Consider the following 16861-nt stretch of genomic DNA (forward strand, 5'->3'; position numbering starts at 1 on the left):
AGGGATCGAAGAAAAAAGTGAACAAACCCGCTCGCCGAGATGGCACACCGGACCGAAAGAAAAGAACCGACCGCGCAGAAACGGGTCGCCGAGCAGGCCGACCCGAAGCCGGTAAGCGCGGAGAACGCGCAGGTACCGCCGACCGTTCCACCAGGTCGGAGGCACCGAAGAACAAGCGCGGCAAGCCCAAGTCCGCCAAGCCTCAGCGCACCGAAGCGCGCGCGCCGAAGATCAGCAACGCAAAGCCGGCGCGGCATCAGCACGCACCCGACCGCCGTTCGGGCCCACCACAGGGCGATGGCGTACGGCTGCAGAAAGTACTGGCTCAGGCCGGTGTCGCTTCGCGGCGCGCGGCCGAAGAATTGATATCCCAGGGTCGCGTCGAAGTAGATGGCCGCATCGTGATCGAACAGGGATTGCGCGTCGACCCGGAGAACGCCGTGGTGCGCGTCGACGGCGTCAGGGTCGTCGTGCAGAAGGATCTGGTGCACCTGGCTCTCAACAAGCCGCGTGGTTGGCAGTCGACGATGTCCGATGATCTGGGTCGGCCCTGTGTCGGCGACATCGTCTCCGAGCGGGTCGCTGCGGGCCAACGGCTGTTCCATGTCGGACGCCTCGATGCGGACACCGAGGGGCTGCTTCTGCTCACCAACGACGGTGATCTTGCTCACCGGCTGATGCATCCGTCCTACGAGGTGTCGAAGACGTACATGGCTACCGTTGCGGGCGGCGTCGAACGCGGCGTGGGCAAGAAGCTTCGCGACGGCGTCGAACTCGACGACGGCCCCGCAAAAGTGGACACGTTCACTCTGCTCGACATCAACGAGGGCAAGTCGCTTGTTCGGGTCACGCTTCACGAGGGTCGCAAGCACATCGTTCGACGTCTGTTCGACGCAGTCGGTCACCCGGTGATTCGACTCGTGCGGACCGATGTCGGTCCGGTTGCACTGGGCGATCAGCGTCCCGGCACCCTCCGCGTCCTCGGACGCGGTGAGGTCGGCGGCCTGTACGGGGCGGTGGACCTGTGAACGCATTGATCATTGCCATGGACGGCCCGTCCGGCACCGGGAAATCTTCCGTGTCGCGGCGACTCGCCCAGAAGTTGGACGCCAGCTACCTGGACACCGGTGCCATGTATCGGATCGCGACGCTCCACGTGCTGCGCAAGGGCGTCGACCTGAATGATCCTGTCGCCATCGCCGAAGCGACTGCTGCCCTGCCCTGGTCGGTCGGAACGGATCCGTCCGGAGAAGAGATTCTCCTGGGCGGTGAAGACGTCCGGGAGGAAATTCGCGGGGGAACAGTTACCAAGGCGGTATCCGCGGTGTCTGCGGTGCCCGAAGTGCGAGAACTGCTCGTCGAAGCTCAACGTCGACTGTCCGGACAAGCCGAACGCATCGTCGTGGAAGGCCGAGACATCGGAACCGTCGTCTTGCCGGATGCAGACGTCAAGATCTATCTCACCGCCTCCGCACAGGCACGTGCACAGCGCCGAAACGCCCAGAACATCGCCGAGGGGCGAGGCGACGACTACGCCGGCGTCCTCGCTGATGTCGAACGTCGCGACCACCTCGACTCCACGCGTGCGGTGTCACCGTTGCGTCCGGCAGAGGATTCTGTGCTGGTCGACACCAGCGATATCGGAATCGATGACGTGATCGGCAGGTTGCTGCTGGTGGTATCCGAAAGAACGGGAGCAGTGCAGTGACCGACGAATCTGTCGAATTCGCAGGCGATGGAACCTGGAGCGAGGAAGCGGACTGGGAGTTCGTGGACTTCGACGAAGGGGGCGAGCACGACAATGCCGTCGCCGTACCGACGCTTGCCATCGTCGGGCGACCGAACGTCGGCAAGTCGACCCTGGTGAACCGCATCATCGGTCGCCGCGAGGCCGTGGTCGAGGACATCCCGGGCGTCACCCGTGACCGTGTCTCCTACGAGGCGACGTGGAGTGGACGACGTTTCATGGTGCAGGACACCGGCGGCTGGGAACCGGACGCGAAGGGTCTGCAGCAGGCCGTCGCACGCCAGGCCGAGCAGGCGATGCACTCCGCGGACGCAATTCTGCTCGTCGTGGACGCGGTCGTCGGGGCCACGGCAACCGACGAAGCGGTCGCACGAACCCTGCGCCGGTCGAAGACCCCTGTGCTGTTGGTGGCGAACAAGGTCGACGACGAGCGCACCGAGTCGGAAGCTGCCGCGTTGTGGTCGTTGGGGCTGGGGCAACCGCACTCGGTCAGTGCCACACACGGCCGCGGGACGGGCGATCTGCTCGACGAGGTGCTGGCAGCGCTTCCGGAAACCCCCCGCGAGGGAATTCCCGGTGGAGGCCCGCGTCGTGTTGCGCTCGTGGGCAAGCCGAACGTGGGCAAGTCGAGTCTGCTGAACAAACTCTCGGGTGACGAACGTTCCGTGGTGCACGACGTCGCGGGCACGACCGTCGACCCTGTCGACACGCTGGTCGAGCTCGGCGGCAAGGTGTGGCGATTCGTCGACACCGCCGGTCTGCGTAAGCGGGTCACCCATTCGAGTGGCGCCGAGTTCTATGCGTCGTTGCGGACGAAGGGCGCAATCGAGGCGGCGGAGGTAGCGATCCTGCTGATCGATGCTTCACTGCCGATTTCCGAGCAGGATCAGCGTGTACTCAGCATGGTGGCTGATGCCGGACGCGCTCTTGTGATCGCGTTCAACAAGTGGGATCTCGTGGACGAGGACCGCCGGTTGCAGCTCGACAAGGAGGTGGACCGTGATCTCGCGCGGGTGCCGTGGGCACAGCGGGTGAACATTTCGGCTCACACCGGTCGTGCGGTTCAGAAATTGGTGCCCGCTCTCGATACGGCGCTCGACTCCTGGGACAAGCGAATCCCGACCGGACGCCTCAACACCTGGCTCAAGGAGGTTACGGCGGCGACACCACCGCCGATGCGTGGTGGCCGCCTGCCGCGGATCATGTTCGCCACTCAGGCTGCCACTCGGCCGCCGACGTTCGTCCTCTTCACCAGTGGTTTCCTCGAGGCGAATTATCGCCGATTCCTCGAGCGTCGGCTGCGCGAGGAATTCAACTTCGACGGCAGCCCCGTGCGGGTGTCCGTGCGAGTGCGCGAAAAGCGGGATCGCCGCAAAAAGTGACCTGACCAGGCGATTAGTATTCCAGACTGTCACTGATGTAATCTCATCGGGCACCTGAACACGAGGTGCGGACGGGCTGTGGCGCAGCTTGGTAGCGCACTTGACTGGGGGTCAAGTGGTCGCAGGTTCAAATCCTGTCAGCCCGACACATGTAGAGGCCCTACCCGAACTCGGGTAGGGCCTCTACATATGCCGGAGTAGGTACATCGGCTGTCAGGGGAATCGGATCGTCATCGTGGCGAGACCGAAGATCTTGCGGCCGGCCGACTTTGCGACGACGAGAACGACGCCGGTGCGGGTTTCCGGGTCCAGGGACTTGATCTTGCCGCTGTACTCGATGTCGCCTCCTTCCTCGGCGGAGACGATCGCCGGAGAAGCGAGTCGCACCGCGAAACGGGTTGCTGCTCCTGGGTCGTGAGACCACGCGGAGACGAATCCGGCACCGAGGCCCATAGTGAGCATGCCGTGGGCGATCACGTCGGGAAGGCCCGCCAACTTGGCGATCTTCTCGTCCCAGTGGATGGGGTTTGCGTCACCCGAGACACCTGCGTAGTTCACCAGGTCCCCGCGAGAGATGCGGGCGTGGTGCAAGGACAGCTCGTCGCCTACCTTCAGGTCCTCGAACGGAAGGCTGCCCGGCGCACCTCGGGTGTCTGCGGCGATGTGAATCTGGGTTTCGGGGCGCTCTGCTCGCGTGTAGTCCGTGTCGGAGTCGCCCTGCCCGAGGATGTTGACGTCGTGCATCATCACCTTGCGCACCGACTCGGTGATCGCAGGATCGACTTCCTCGGCGGTCACGCCGGCGACGGTCGTGTGCATCGTGTGCACGGTCTCGCCGGCGACGTCGGTGAACGTATTGGTCACGGTGATCAGGTCTTTGCCGGCGATGCGTCGGACGCTCGACAGTTCGGCGTCGGTGACCAGCTCGTCACCGACCACGATCGGGCGATGCTGCTCGAATACCTGCTCTGTCTGCACATAGGTGTCGTAACCGACGATCACTGACTCGAAGAGATGACGGTTTGCCGCCATCGCAGGAATCGACGTGAACGTCAGGGGAGCGACGAGGCCCGAATACCCCAAGGCCTCCGCTGCTTTCGGGTCCCAGTGTGCGGGGTGATAGTCCTGCACGGCACGCGCGTACTCGCGCACCTTCTCCCTACCGACCTCGAACGTTTCGTTCATTCGGTAGTAGTGGCCGACACGCGACGCGAGCGGGGATGCGTCGGCGGAGGAGCTTGCTGGGGTAGGTGTAGGTACAGTCACACCGGACAAACTACGTGTCGCGCCCGTCTGCTGCGACACTGCATCGGTCACTCGGCGGCAAAGGCGTCGTAGGCATCGAGCTCGTCGAACAGTCTTCTGGTGCGTTCTGCGTCCCAGATCGAGGTGTCGGTAGCGGTGGCGACTCCGTCTACGAGTAATGCATACGCCTCGCCCGGTGCAGCGGCGCCGGAGCCGGCGTAGCTTCCGATGACGTACCCCCGCATCAACGCGATTCCGATCTCGGCCAGCTCGCGGTACACGACGCGTGAAGTGAACCCGAACAGCTCGAGTAGCTTGCGGTAGTTGCGTTCGAGGCGCTGCAGCACCTGCGATTCCGCGTCCGTGACCGCCGCTGACACCCGGTCGCGCTGCGGTCCCTCGGGCAGATTCGGCACTGCCATGGCAAGTGCGAGGTACAGCTGCCAGCGTCGGTTCTCGCTTCGATCGGTGATCAGGTCGTCGCTGGCCGACACCGCGACCGCCTTTCGGAGTGCGGCCCGCCGACCTTCGGCCGTGCGTAGAACATTCGGATCGTCGTCCAGGGATGCCCGCAGGACCGCGGTGGCGTGTGGTCCTCGATCGCCTTCGACGGGAAGGGCTTGCCCCGCCAGTTCGGCCAGCACATCGACGAGGAAGTCGTCCCGATTCGGCCAGCAACGGTAGGCCGCGGTGCGGGAGACGTCCGCATCACGGACTGCGTCCTCGAGTCGAACGTGTTCGAGTCCGCTACCCATACCGGTGCTCAGGATCTTGCTCACGGCGTTGTCGAGTACACGCTGCCGGGTTTCGCTCAGTGGGAGTCGAGGTCGCCGTCTCGGGGTTTCCCCTGATTTTCGGGACGATCTTGGTACGTGGTGTTCCAATCTGCCGGTCACGGTCTTACGGTACTTGATGTACCAAATTGGTACACGAAGTACCAAAGGAGTGGGACTCATGGTGAACAAGCTCGAGACGAGATCGGTTTCCGTCTCGTCCAAGAAGAACGGAACAACCCTCCTCGCCTACGGACTGGGCGCGCTCGCTACCGCAGTAGGCCTCGGCTACGCCCTCGTCGACCAGATCGCACTCGGCGGGCTGGACGAGCACCTACACGCGATGTACGACCCGGTCGGTAAATCCGGCGAGCCGGGACCGCTGTACGGATACCTCTACTTCGTCGGCATCCTGGCTCTCGTGTGCTGGTGGGCAAACTCGAAGGTCGTGGCCAAAGGCGCGAAGTCGGCACGATTGTGGGGGTGGGTCACCTTCGGAACCGCGGCGTTGGCAGTGCTGCCTCCACTTGTGATGCGGGAGTACGGGGAGACCGTGATACCGATGGGACTCTCGGTCGGCTACGTCCTTGCCTGGGTCTGTGGGCTGGTCGGTGTGCTCGCCCTTCGGCGAAGTTCCTGACCGGGACGTATCCTCGCGAAATGACCGCCAGCAGCCCTCTCGACCGGGACGCCCTCGAGTCGGCACTCGGTGACTTCGATCCGATCTCGGTAGTTGACGAAGGGCGGCGCGCCGCATCGGTTGTTATCGCAGTCCTGGGCGACGGCGTCGGCGGCCGTGCGATACCGCTCACGATGCGTCCCGCCACGATGCGAAACCACCCGGGTCAGTTCGCGTTGCCGGGTGGCAGCGTCGACCCGGGGGAGTCCGGTATCGAGGCGGCGGTTCGCGAACTGGAAGAGGAATTGGGCATCACCGCCGAAGCGCGCGACGTACTCGGACGACTCGACGACTACGTGACCCGCTCCGGATTCGTCATCACCCCGTTCGTCGTCTGGTCCGAGTGCAGCATCGATTCGATAGTGGGTAGTCCCGACGAGGTCGAGACGGTGTTCGCGGTGTCCGCGGCAGAACTGGATGTCCCACCTCGCTTCGTCGATATCCCGGAGTCGACCAAACCCGTGATTCAGTGGCCGTTCCGGGGCCACTTGATCCACGCACCGACCGGCGCCGTCATTCATCAGTTCTGCGAAGTGGCGCTGCATGGTCGACATACCCGGGTGGACGGTTTCGATCAGCCCGTATTCGCGTGGCGATGAGGCACGCCGTTTAGCCTTACCTTCCGTGACTGTTCTCGAATCCCTCGCAAGACTGATCGACAGAACCGGCGTGGAGCCGGTTGCGTGGCGCGCACCCGAACCGCCTTCTCCTGGAGGCGTTCTCGCGCCGAACGACTATCTGGACGGTGCCGAGCAATGGCGGTTGCCTGTGGGGAAGGGGCCCGAGGATGTGGCAGTCGACCACGAAGGGCGAGTCGTCACCGGGGGCGACGATGGAAAGATTTGGCGTTTCGACCGCAACGGCACTCCCACACAGTTGGCCGATACCCGCGGACGCCCGCTCGGCATCGAAACGCTGGACGACGGAAGATTCCTCGTGTGCGACACGCAGCGAGGACTCCTTCGAGTGGATGTATCGGGTCGAGTCGATTTGTTGGCGGACACCGCGGCGGGGAGTCCGCTTACCGCCTGCAACAACTCCGCCGTCGGGCGAGACGGGATCGTCTACTTCACTGATTCGTCTTCGCGGTTCAGCGTGGCCGATCATCGATTGGACATTCTCGAGCACAGCGGGACAGGGCGGCTGTTGCGGTTCGACGTGGCGACCGGCGAGACCGACGTGCTTGCAGACGGGCTGCAGTTCGCCAACGGTGTCGGACTTGCTGCCGACGAAACGCACCTGTTGGTGGCTGAGACCGGGGCGTACAGCGTTTCACGGGTCGAACTCTCCGGACCGGATGCGGGTATGCGTTCGGTGATCGCGGAGAATCTGCCGGGACTTCCCGACAACATCACGTCCGAGACCGCATCAGGGCTGTTTTGGGTCGCTCTCTACAGTCCTCGAATGAAACTGCTCGACATGATCGCGCCATATCCGAATCTGCGGGTCCTGGCAGCAAACATTCCGGAGAAGATCCAGCCGTCACCCGAACAGGCCGGCTGGGTCGTAGCCATCGACTCGACGGGTACCGTCGTTCACAGTCTGAGAGGTGGGCGGGGAAGTTACGCACCGGTCACCGGCGTTCGAGAGCACGGCGAATGGCTCTATCTTGGCAGTTTGACCGCCGGGGCCGTGGCACGAGTGCCGGCGCCGAGGCGATACGAGCGACTGCCCGGAGGGTGCCGGGATGTCGGCGATCCCATGTGGAAGAGTGGTCGGGCAACGGGGTAGCCGACACGACGGGGTGAAGCAGTTGGACGACGAGACGGTGCGGTCGAACCGTATCCTCACGGTCCCCAACGTCCTGAGTGTGGTCCGGTTGCTGGGCGTTCCGCTGTTCATATACCTGCTCGTCGTCGAGAAAGCCGACGGTTGGGCGCTCGCGGTGCTCATGGCCAGCGGGTTCACCGATTGGCTCGACGGCAAGCTCGCCAGAGTTCTCGGTCAGATGACAAGGCTCGGGGCCCTTCTGGACCCTTTCGTCGATCGTCTGTACGTGGTGACGACACTCGTCACGTTCGTGATCAGAGGATTCATCCCGTGGTGGGTTGCGGCGATACTGATCGGCAGAGATGCCATCCTCGCGCTCAGCCTGGTCGTCTACCGCCGACGCGGCCTGCCTCCCCCCGAGGTGATCTACCTCGGTAAGGCGGCGACGTTCCTGCTGATGTTCGCGTTGCCGCTGATCCTTGCAGCGCAGGGGGATTGGGGATTCGCGAACGTTGCGCGTCCACTCGGGTTCGCCTTCCTGGTCTGGGGCACGGTCCTGTACGTCTGGACGGGCGTGATCTACCTCGGCAAAGCCTTCGCGGTCATGCGTGATGTTCCGCCTTCCCCGAACCGAGCCAACCGGCGTCGATCGGGTATCGCGAAATGAAACGCAGCGACGAGGGCGTCGTTCGGAATCCGGAACCGTCGCTGCTCCGCTCGCTGATGACCGAGCACCTCGATCCCGGATACGCGGCTTCTGCCCGGGCCCGCGAACACGGGAAGCGGAAATCCACTCCGACCTCGGCGTCGCTGTGGCTGATCGTGGGCGCCCTTCTCACCGGCTTCGTGTTGTGCACGGCATACCTCCAGGCAGTCGAACAGGTCCCGGGCACGAACCATGTCCGCTCCGACCTGCTCTCGAAGGTCGAGGACGTCGAAGCCGACATCGACGCACTCACAGGGGAGCGTGACGCGCTCGCAGGCGATGTCGACGCGGCGCGCAGCGAAGCTTTGGCGGGAGACGGTTCTGGTCTGCTGGAACAGTTGCACGGAGTCGAGGTGACTGCCGGTGCCGAAGCTGTCCACGGGCCCGGGCTCGTGGTGACCTTGACGGATCCGGTTGCCCCGCCCGACCTTTCCGATTCGTCGCAGCGGAGCGTGGGTGGCAGGGCGGTCGTGCTCGACCGTGACCTGCAATCCGTCGTGAACGCGATGTGGGCCAGTGGCGCCGAAGCCATTGCCATCAACGACGTACGCGTCGGCCCCGGGGTGACCGTGCGACAGGCAGGCGGAGCCATGCTCGTCGACAACCAGCCGGTGTTCTCGCCCTACGCGGTGTCCGCCATCGGACCCCAGAGCGACATGCAGACGAAATTCGTGGTGAGCGACGCCTACCTGAGACTGACCAGCGTGCAGCAGTTGTACGGCATCGACTTCTCGGTCGCCGAATCGGACGACCTCTCGTTACCGGCGGCCACCATTCGGGAGATACGGGTGGCCCGGGAAGGCGGATCGTGACCGCAGTGACTTCGACCTCGAGAGGAGTAGCCCAGTGCTGAAGCGCGGATCGGCGATCTACGGTGTGCTGGCGTTGATCGTCGGAATCGTCCTCGGGGTGGTGTTCAGCCCGCAGGTGCCGGACCTGGTTCAGCCGTACCTCCCGATCGCGGTGGTGGCGGCCCTCGACGCCGTGTTCGGTGGACTTCGGGCGTATCTGGACGAGATCTTCGACCCGAAGGTGTTCGTGGTGTCCTTCGTGTTCAACGTTCTCGTCGCCGCGCTGATCGTGTGGCTCGGAGACCAGTTGGGCGTCGGCACCCAATTGTCCACTGCCATCGTGGTCGTGCTCGGCATACGCATATTCGGGAACGCAGCGGCTCTGCGCCGACGGCTGTTCGGGGCGTGAGCGCGATGAACGACGACGAACACACCAACAAGCACGAACTGCGCGAGAAGCGAACCGTTTCGGTTCGGACGCACCTCGTGTTCGGGGTGGTTGCCGCGATACTGCTCGCGGGTCTGGGGATCGCGATCGTCACGCAGGTCCGCAACACCGATTCCGGCGACAGTCTCGAGTCGGCGAGTCCCGCCGATCTGCTCGTCGTCCTCGACACTCTCAACCAGCGTGAGGCCGCACTCCGTCAGGAGATCGGTGATCTGGAACAGAGTTTGTCCACGCTGCAACAGAGCGGGAGTTCCGAGGCCGCTCTCGCCGAGGCGCGGGCACGGCTGCAAAGCCTGTCGGTTCAGGTGGGTTCGGTACCGGCGACCGGGCCGGGCGTGACCATGACCGTGACCGATCCCAACAGGGGAGTGAGTTCCGAGGTGCTCCTCGACCTCGTGCAGGAACTTCGTGCCGCCGGAGCGGAGGCGATACAGGTCGCAGGTGCGGGCGGCGCGCCCATTCGCATCGGAGTCGACTCCTGGGTGTCCGGACCGGCAGGTGATCTACGACTCGACGGCCAGTCGATTCGGGCGCCGTACGACGTGTCGGCGATTGGCGATCCACCTACTCTGGCAGCCGCGCTGAACATTCCGGGCGGAGTGGTGGACAATGTTTCGCGTAGCGGCGGACGGTTGACGATCGAACAAGCCGAGCAGGTCACGATCTCCGCCTTGCGAGAGGCGAAACCTCGCCAATACGCTCAGCCCGGAAAATGATCTTCGCAGCCCGACATCGGATTGCAATCGAAAGGAAGCCACCGTGAGTGAGCCCGAAACCCCCACCGATCTGCGGTACACGGCAGAGCACGAGTGGGTGAAGCGAACCGGACCGACGACGGTTCGCGTCGGCATCACCGATTTCGCCCAGGCGCAGTTGGGCGACGTCGTTTTCGTTCAGCTCCCGGCAGTGGACGACGAGGTGACCTCCGGCGAGTCGTTCGGTGAGGTCGAGTCGACGAAGAGTGTTTCCGACGTGTTCGCCCCGCTCACCGCGAAAGTCGTTGCTGCGAACACGGATCTGGACGGAAGTCCGGAGCTCGTCAATTCGGCTCCGTACGCGCAGGGGTGGCTCGTCGACCTCGAAGTAGCCGACGAGAGCGCTCTCGATGCGGCACTCGCCGAGACTCTCGACGCGGCCGGATACAACGAGCTCACCGCAGGGTAGTCGGATCGGGTCTCGGTGCGGTCACAGCCGAAGCCCTCCGGCCCGTACTCGCCTGTCTCGCTACACGTGCGGGCCGCTGCAGGGTACGGTCGAGGTGAACGCATGTGCCGATGCCGAGCGCCAGGCCGCCGCGGGAGATCGAGTGCGGAAGAAGGTAGGACGTCGAGGGTCCAAGTGGGCCGTACGGCGACGAAGGATACCGAGATAGTTCGGTGTAGTACGTAAGCGGTAGTAAGCGAATTAGCATGTGAGCACTGCGTGGTCCAGCGAGCGCGACTGGACGATCGGACTGAGGAGGATAAACGGTGAGCGAGAACGGCAACGACGCGGCTTATGGGGAAACGCCGGCGGAAACGACATCGGTCTTCCGTGCAGATTTCTTGAACGAGCTCGACAATGCGACGAGTTCACAGGCTTCGGAAGCACCCGTATCCGGCGTGGAGGGCCTTCCCGCTGGTTCCGCACTGCTCGTCGTGAAGAGGGGACCGAATGCCGGGTCTCGGTTCCTGTTGGATCAGCCGACGACGTCGGCGGGTCGGCACCCGGACAGCGACATCTTCCTCGACGACGTGACGGTGAGTCGTCGTCATGCGGAATTCCGGCAGGACGAGGACGAGTTCCAGGTCGTGGACGTGGGCAGCCTCAACGGCACGTACGTCAACCGCGAACCGGTCGACTCTGCCGTGTTGGCGAACGGCGACGAGGTGCAGATCGGCAAGTTCCGACTGGTGTTCCTGACGGGCCCGCGCGCGGCGTCCGGTGGCAGCCAGATCGGTGAATCGTCGGCTGGTGCAGGTAGCCAATGACGGCGGTGCGGCAGCAGCAGCAGGCGCAAGCCGGTATGTCGATCGGTACCGTTCTGGACCGACTTCGTACCGACTTCCCTGATGTGACGATCTCCAAGATTCGCTTCCTCGAAGCCGAGGGGCTCATCAGTCCCGAGCGGACACCGTCGGGATACCGGCGGTTCTCGCTCGCGGACTGCGAACGTCTGCGTTACGTGTTGACGGCGCAGCGGGATCAGTATCTGCCGCTGAAGGTCATCAAGGAACAACTCGAGGCGATCGACAGTGGTGTCGCCACGGTGGGCGGGGACGACGCGCCGCGTCGCCCCCGCACCTTGGTCGTCGCGCCCGGCGCCGTCTCACCCGAGGATTTCCGCTCGGACCGCGAGGTTCGCGTCGGCCGTGAAGACATGATCGCGCGTGCGGGCATCGACGAGAAATTCCTCGGCGAGCTCGTCCGCGCAGGTCTCGTGGTTCCCGGACCGGCGGGTTTCTTCGACGAAGAGGCCGTCGCCCTGGCTCGCACGGCAAAGTCGATGTCCGAGTTCGGGCTCGAAGTGCGCCACTTGCGAGCTTTCAAGCTCGCTGCCGACCGTGAGGCGGGACTTGTCGCCCAGATCGCGGGCCCGATCGCCAAGGGGCGTGACGCAGGTGCGCGTGACAGGGCGGAGGAGATGGTGCGCGAGCTCGCCGCACTGTCGCTCACTTTGCATACGTGTCTTGTGAAGTCGGCTGTGCGTGGTGCACTCGATCGCTGACGCGGTCGAACGGTTCGGCCGGATCGAATAGAATCCAGGTACGGATTCATGCTCGTGGTTTCCGTACCCAGTCCGCAGGTTGGAGGCGACGCGATGAGCGAAATGCACGTGATCGGAGTTCGTGTCGAGCAGCCTCAGAATGCGCCCGTCCTGCTCCTGCGCGAAACGGAAGGCGATCGATACCTCCCGATCTGGATCGGACAGACCGAGGCCACGGCGATCGCCCTCGAACAGCAAGGTGTCGAGCCGGCAAGGCCGCTCACCCACGACTTGATCAAGAACCTGATCGAGGCATTCGGGCGCACCCTCGAAGAGGTTCGGATCGTCGATCTGCAGGAGGGGACCTTCTACGCAGATCTCGTCTTCGACGGAGACCTGCGAGTGTCCGCGCGACCGTCCGACTCCATCGCGATCGCGCTGCGCAGCGGTGTTCCGATATTTGCCGACGAATCGGTGCTGTCCGAGGCTGGCCTCGTGATGCCGGACGAGCGCGAGGACGAGGTGGAGAAATTCAAAGAGTTCCTCGAGTCCGTGTCGCCGGACGATTTCAAGGCCACCGACGGATAGATTGCTCTCTGCTGCTGACAGGCGAACCTCGAAAGTCTCAAGTAAAGGTTGAGGTTTGCGGCGCGTCGCATTGACCCGGTTTCGGGCGGGTCGTAGCGTTCTCTGCAGTGAACGAATGCCCTGTAGGGGGCATCGAGAGTAAGCTGAACTGGTCCACACCGCGGTGCGGGAGATTTACCACAGTTGCGGATTTGCTCGATGTCACTCTGGCGGCGCGCGTCACAGGCGCACTGATCGTCGGGTTCGGTGCAACATGCGAGAGGGAGTACTCAGTGGGAGATCGGTCGCAGGAGAACGAGGCGAACCTCGTGCTTGGCGTCGGCGCCGGGCAGTCGGACGACGAGCGAATCGCTGATTCCGACTTCGGGTCCGAGGACATCCAGCCAGGTCTCTTCCCGGACGACTCGGTGCCGGACGAGTTGGTCGGCTACCGCGTGCCGAGTGCTTGCCAGATCGCGGGTATCACCTACCGGCAACTCGACTATTGGGCACGTACGTCGCTGGTCGTGCCGTCGATTCGTGGAGCGGCCGGATCGGGTAGTCAGCGCCTGTACTCCTTCAAGGACATCCTGGTCCTGAAGATCGTCAAGCGACTTCTCGATACGGGCATCTCGCTGCAGAACATTCGTGTCGCGGTCGACCACCTACGCAAGCGTGGCGTCGGTGATCTCGCGAAGATCACGCTGTTCTCGGACGGCACTACGGTGTACGAGTGCACCTCACCGGAGGAAGTGGTCGACCTACTTCAGGGCGGCCAGGGCGTGTTCGGTATCGCAGTAAGCGGTGCGATGCGTGAGCTCACCGGCACCATCGCGGACTTCCCGGCCGAGCGTGCCGTGGACGGCGAAGCCGAAGAGAGCCCGGAGGACGAACTCGCCTCACGCCGCAAGAACCGTGCGAACCGCAAGATCGGTTGAGGGTGGCTTAGACTGATCCTGCGTCGACGCCGTGCGGGAGAGTTCCGAGTTCGCGCCGCAGCTTGACTGTGGTGACGAGTTCGGGCGCCGAAGGAGCAACACCTCCCCGTCAATCTCTCAGGCAACCAGGACCGTGCGGGCTCCGACGCCTCTGGAAAGCGGTGGGAGTACCCACCCGCCCACGGGGAAAGGGCCGATCCCGCCGTTGCCGGTCGGATCGGAACCGAATCTCTCAGGCGCTCGTGACTGCGAGCAGGCGACAGAGGGGGAGGTACGCACCGTGAGGCGGTGCGTGTCCTGATCCTCCGAATCGTCTGGAGTCAATGTGGTCGACGCCGCAAGCCTTACTTTCGCCGATCGTCATATCGGGCCGAGCACTCACGAACTCTCGCACATCCTGGACTTGATCGGTGTCGATTCGCTCGACGCCCTTGCCTCCAAGGCAGTGCCCGCCTCGATCCTGGACGGCGCCGCATCCGGCGTGGCCGATGGCCTCGGAACGCTGCCGGCGCCGGTGGGGGAGCACGAAGCTTTGGCCGAGCTGGCGTCGCTCGCAGGTCGTAACACGGTCGCGACGTCGATGATCGGCCTCGGTTACTACGACACCCTCACACCACCTGTGCTTCTCCGGAACATCGTCGAGAACCCGGCTTGGTACACCGCGTACACCCCCTATCAGCCCGAGATCAGCCAGGGCCGCCTCGAGGCACTCCTCAACTTCCAGACGATGGTGGGCGACCTCACCGGCATGGAGGTGGCCAATTCTTCGATGCTCGACGAAGGCACGGCGGCAGCAGAGGCGATGACCCTGCTCAGGCGTGCGAACAAGAGCAAATCCCCACGTTTCGTGGTGGACGCGGACCTGTTCCCACAGACCCTCGCTGTGATCGAGACTCGCGCCGAACCTCTGGGTATCGAGGTGGTCGTGGCGGATCTCGCAGCAGGCATGCCCGACGGTGACTTCTACGGGGTTCTCGCGCAGACGCCCGGTGCTTCGGGGCGCGTCGTCGATCTCTCCTCGGTGATCGATGCAGCCCACGAACGGGGCGCTCTCGTTGCCGTGGGAGCCGATCTGCTCGCTCTCACCCTGCTGACTCCTCCCGGGGAACTGGGCGCAGACGCCTGCTTCGGCACCACCCAGCGTTTCGGAGTTCCGATGGGCTTCGGTGGTCCGCACGCGGGCTATCTCGCGGTGCACACCAAACATGCGCGTCAGTTGCCGGGTCGTCTCGTGGGTGTCTCGGTCGACGCAGACGGCACAACCGCGTACCGGCTGGCTCTCCAGACGCGTGAACAGCACATTCGCCGCGAGAAGGCAACGTCGAACATCTGTACCGCACAGGTGCTGCTGGCCATCCTGGCCGCCATGTACGCGAGCTATCACGGCGCCGAAGGACTGAAGGCGATCGCCGAACGGGTCGGGAGGCAGGCGCACAGCCTTGCGGAGACGCTGTCCGCGGGAGGTGTACGAGTCGTACATGAGAAGTTCTTCGACACCGTCCTCGTGAAGGTCGAGGGCTCGGCCGACGAGGTCGTCGCGCAAGCCGCCCGGTCGGGGATCAACCTTCGGCGCGTCGACGCGGACCACGTGTCCATCGCCTGTGACGAAGCCACGACGGACGAGCACCTGACAGCCGTTCTCTCGGCGTTCGGTCTCGACATCGAACTCGTGGGTGCCGGCGAGCCGGCGCTGCCGTCGGAGCAGCGTCGGACCTCCGAGTTCCTGCAGCACGAGGCGTTCACCCGGTACCGCACCGAAACCGCGATGCTGCGTTACCTCCGCGCACTCTCGGACAAGGACATCGCGCTCGACCGGAGCATGATTCCGTTGGGTTCGTGCACCATGAAGCTCAATGCGACCGCGGAGATGGAGGCCGTCACCTGGCCTTCGATCTCGAGACTCCATCCCTTTGCGCCCACCTCCGACGCGCCCGGGATGCTCGCCGTAATCGATGACCTCGAACGGTGGCTCGTATCGGTCACCGGCTACGACGCGGTGAGCCTGCAGCCGAACGCCGGTAGCCAGGGCGAATACGCGGGCCTGCTCGCCATTCGCAACTACCACCTCTCGCGCGGCGACGTCGAGCGGGACATCTGCCTGATTCCGTCCAGTGCGCACGGCACGAACGCCGCGTCGGCCGTGATGGTGGGGATGCGCGTCGAGGTCGTGTCCTGCAGGCCCAACGGTGATGTGGACGTCGACGATCTGAAAACGAAGATCGCGGATCATGCCGAGCGGCTGGCCGCCATCATGATCACCTACCCGTCGACGCACGGTGTGTACGAGCACGAGATCTCGGATATCTGCGCGTCGGTACACGACGCGGGTGGCCAGGTCTACGTGGACGGCGCCAACCTCAACGCCCTCGTCGGGTTGGCCCGGCCAGGACGGTTCGGCGGCGACGTCAGTCACCTCAACCTGCACAAGACCTTCTGCATCCCGCACGGCGGTGGTGGACCGGGCGTCGGCCCGATCGGCGTGCGATCGCACCTGGCACCCTTCCTGCCGGGCCACCCGATGGCGCCCGAACTCGGTGGCAGCGGACCGGTGTCGGCGGCGCCGTACGGCAGTGCGTCGATTCTGCCGATCACCTGGGCATACATCCGCATGATGGGTGCTGTTGGTCTGCGGCGAGCGAGCCTCACCGCTATCGCGTCCGCCAATTACATCGCCCGTCGGCTCGACGAGTACTTCCCGGTCCTCTACACCGGCGAAGGTGGAATGGTTGCCCACGAGTGCATTCTCGACCTGCGTGGCCTGACCAAGGAAACCGGCGTCACCGTCGACGACGTGGCGAAGCGTCTCGCGGACTACGGATTCCACGCACCGACCATGAGCTTCCCGGTGGCGGGAACCCTGATGGTCGAGCCGACGGAGAGCGAAGATCTGGCCGAGATCGACGAGTTCTGTGATGCGATGATCTCGATCCGCAAGGAAATCGATCGCGTCGGCAGTGGTGAGTGGCCGGACGACGACAACCCGCTGCGCGGTGCTCCGCACACTGCGGAATGCCTCGTCGAGGAGTGGAACCATCCGTACACCCGAGAGATCGCGGTCTACCCGCGCGGCAAAGCGCGTCCGAAGGTCTGGCCCGCCGTTCGCCGCATCGACGGTGCGCACGGCGACCGCAACCTCGTGTGCTCGTGCCCGCCGATCGAGGCGTTTCAAGACGCCTGATCAGCTCCGAT

The 16861-nt window shown here is 64.3% G+C and carries 18 protein-coding genes, 1 tRNA gene and 1 riboswitch; of the genes, 17 read left to right on the forward strand and 2 right to left on the reverse strand.

Annotated elements, in window-relative coordinates; translation table 11 throughout:
* Nucleotides 1-17: 17 nt before the first annotated feature.
* The 4 genes from ACFWO3_RS08260 (at nucleotide 18) to ACFWO3_RS08275 (ending at nucleotide 3275) form a co-directional block, all read left to right on the forward strand.
* A complete protein-coding gene (locus ACFWO3_RS08260) occupies nucleotides 18-1028 on the forward strand; it encodes a pseudouridine synthase (protein ID WP_378575964.1) in 1011 nt (336 codons plus the stop codon).
* A 17-nt stretch (nucleotides 1029-1045) separates the two neighbouring features.
* Nucleotides 1046-1708: a (d)CMP kinase gene (cmk, locus tag ACFWO3_RS08265; protein WP_378576637.1), complete on the forward strand. Its 663-nt coding sequence runs from the start codon at nucleotides 1046-1048 to the stop codon at nucleotides 1706-1708.
* Nucleotides 1705-3129: a ribosome biogenesis GTPase Der gene (gene der / locus ACFWO3_RS08270; RefSeq protein ID WP_378575966.1), complete on the forward strand. Its 1425-nt coding sequence runs from the start codon at nucleotides 1705-1707 to the stop codon at nucleotides 3127-3129. The genes cmk and der overlap by 4 nt, the downstream gene beginning before the upstream one ends.
* A gap of 72 nt (nucleotides 3130-3201) precedes the next feature.
* Nucleotides 3202-3275 (forward strand) — tRNA-Pro (locus ACFWO3_RS08275).
* A 67-nt stretch (nucleotides 3276-3342) separates the two neighbouring features.
* Here the strand turns inward: ACFWO3_RS08275 and ACFWO3_RS08280 are convergent.
* Both ACFWO3_RS08280 and ACFWO3_RS08285 read right to left on the reverse strand, forming a co-directional pair.
* Nucleotides 3343-4395: a fused (3R)-hydroxyacyl-ACP dehydratase subunits HadA/HadB gene (locus ACFWO3_RS08280; protein WP_378575968.1), complete on the reverse strand. Its 1053-nt coding sequence runs from the start codon at nucleotides 4393-4395 to the stop codon at nucleotides 3343-3345.
* 47 nt (nucleotides 4396-4442) lie between these two features.
* A complete protein-coding gene (locus ACFWO3_RS08285; protein ID WP_378575970.1) occupies nucleotides 4443-5153 on the reverse strand; it encodes a hypothetical protein in 711 nt (236 codons plus the stop codon).
* A gap of 175 nt (nucleotides 5154-5328) precedes the next feature.
* Here ACFWO3_RS08285 and ACFWO3_RS08290 point away from each other — a divergent pair, with 175 nt between their 5' ends.
* The 13 genes from ACFWO3_RS08290 to gcvP all read left to right on the forward strand — a co-directional run bounded on the left by ACFWO3_RS08290 (nucleotide 5329) and on the right by gcvP (nucleotide 16850).
* Nucleotides 5329-5787: a hypothetical protein gene (locus ACFWO3_RS08290; RefSeq protein ID WP_378575972.1), complete on the forward strand. Its 459-nt coding sequence runs from the start codon at nucleotides 5329-5331 to the stop codon at nucleotides 5785-5787.
* Nucleotides 5788-5807: 20 nt separating this feature from the next.
* Complete coding sequence (locus tag ACFWO3_RS08295; RefSeq protein ID WP_378575974.1) at nucleotides 5808-6425, forward strand: NUDIX hydrolase; 618 nt, start codon at nucleotides 5808-5810, stop codon at nucleotides 6423-6425.
* Between the two features lie 25 nt (nucleotides 6426-6450).
* The gene (locus ACFWO3_RS08300; protein ID WP_378575976.1) at nucleotides 6451-7557 is read left to right on the forward strand and encodes an SMP-30/gluconolactonase/LRE family protein; all 1107 of its coding nucleotides are present in this window, start codon (nucleotides 6451-6453) and stop codon (nucleotides 7555-7557) included.
* Between the two features lie 22 nt (nucleotides 7558-7579).
* Complete coding sequence (locus tag ACFWO3_RS08305; protein ID WP_378575978.1) at nucleotides 7580-8203, forward strand: CDP-alcohol phosphatidyltransferase family protein; 624 nt, start codon at nucleotides 7580-7582, stop codon at nucleotides 8201-8203.
* The gene (locus ACFWO3_RS08310; protein WP_378575980.1) at nucleotides 8200-9054 is read left to right on the forward strand and encodes a DUF881 domain-containing protein; all 855 of its coding nucleotides are present in this window, start codon (nucleotides 8200-8202) and stop codon (nucleotides 9052-9054) included. The genes ACFWO3_RS08305 and ACFWO3_RS08310 overlap by 4 nt, the downstream gene beginning before the upstream one ends.
* Before the next feature lie 37 nt (nucleotides 9055-9091).
* Entirely contained in the window at nucleotides 9092-9442 is a 351-nt protein-coding gene (locus tag ACFWO3_RS08315; protein WP_378576639.1) for a small basic family protein, read from the forward strand.
* A 5-nt stretch (nucleotides 9443-9447) separates the two neighbouring features.
* Nucleotides 9448-10197, forward strand: a complete 750-nt coding sequence (locus tag ACFWO3_RS08320) for a DUF881 domain-containing protein (RefSeq protein ID WP_378575982.1) — start codon at nucleotides 9448-9450, stop codon at nucleotides 10195-10197.
* 43 nt (nucleotides 10198-10240) lie between these two features.
* A complete protein-coding gene (gene gcvH, locus ACFWO3_RS08325) occupies nucleotides 10241-10645 on the forward strand; it encodes a glycine cleavage system protein GcvH (protein WP_378575984.1) in 405 nt (134 codons plus the stop codon).
* A 305-nt stretch (nucleotides 10646-10950) separates the two neighbouring features.
* A complete protein-coding gene (gene garA, locus ACFWO3_RS08330; protein WP_378575986.1) occupies nucleotides 10951-11451 on the forward strand; it encodes a glycogen accumulation regulator GarA in 501 nt (166 codons plus the stop codon).
* On the forward strand, nucleotides 11448-12188 hold the full coding sequence (locus ACFWO3_RS08335) for a MerR family transcriptional regulator (RefSeq protein WP_378575988.1): 741 nt from the start codon (nucleotides 11448-11450) through the stop codon (nucleotides 12186-12188). Before garA ends, ACFWO3_RS08335 begins: the two co-directional genes overlap by 4 nt.
* Before the next feature lie 93 nt (nucleotides 12189-12281).
* Nucleotides 12282-12755 (forward strand): bifunctional nuclease family protein, encoded by a 474-nt coding sequence (locus tag ACFWO3_RS08340; RefSeq protein WP_378575990.1) that lies wholly within the window; start codon nucleotides 12282-12284, stop codon nucleotides 12753-12755.
* A gap of 347 nt (nucleotides 12756-13102) precedes the next feature.
* Entirely contained in the window at nucleotides 13103-13672 is a 570-nt protein-coding gene (locus ACFWO3_RS08345) for a MerR family transcriptional regulator (RefSeq protein ID WP_378576641.1), read from the forward strand.
* 24 nt (nucleotides 13673-13696) lie between these two features.
* Nucleotides 13697-13816, forward strand: a riboswitch (glycine riboswitch).
* Between the two features lie 181 nt (nucleotides 13817-13997).
* Complete coding sequence (gene gcvP / locus ACFWO3_RS08350) at nucleotides 13998-16850, forward strand: aminomethyl-transferring glycine dehydrogenase (protein WP_378575992.1); 2853 nt, start codon at nucleotides 13998-14000, stop codon at nucleotides 16848-16850.
* The last annotated feature ends 11 nt before the right edge of the window (nucleotides 16851-16861 follow it).

It is taken from the genome of Rhodococcus sp. NPDC058521 (genome assembly GCF_042719695.1).
Taxonomy (GTDB): Bacteria; Actinomycetota; Actinomycetes; order Mycobacteriales; family Mycobacteriaceae; genus Rhodococcus_F.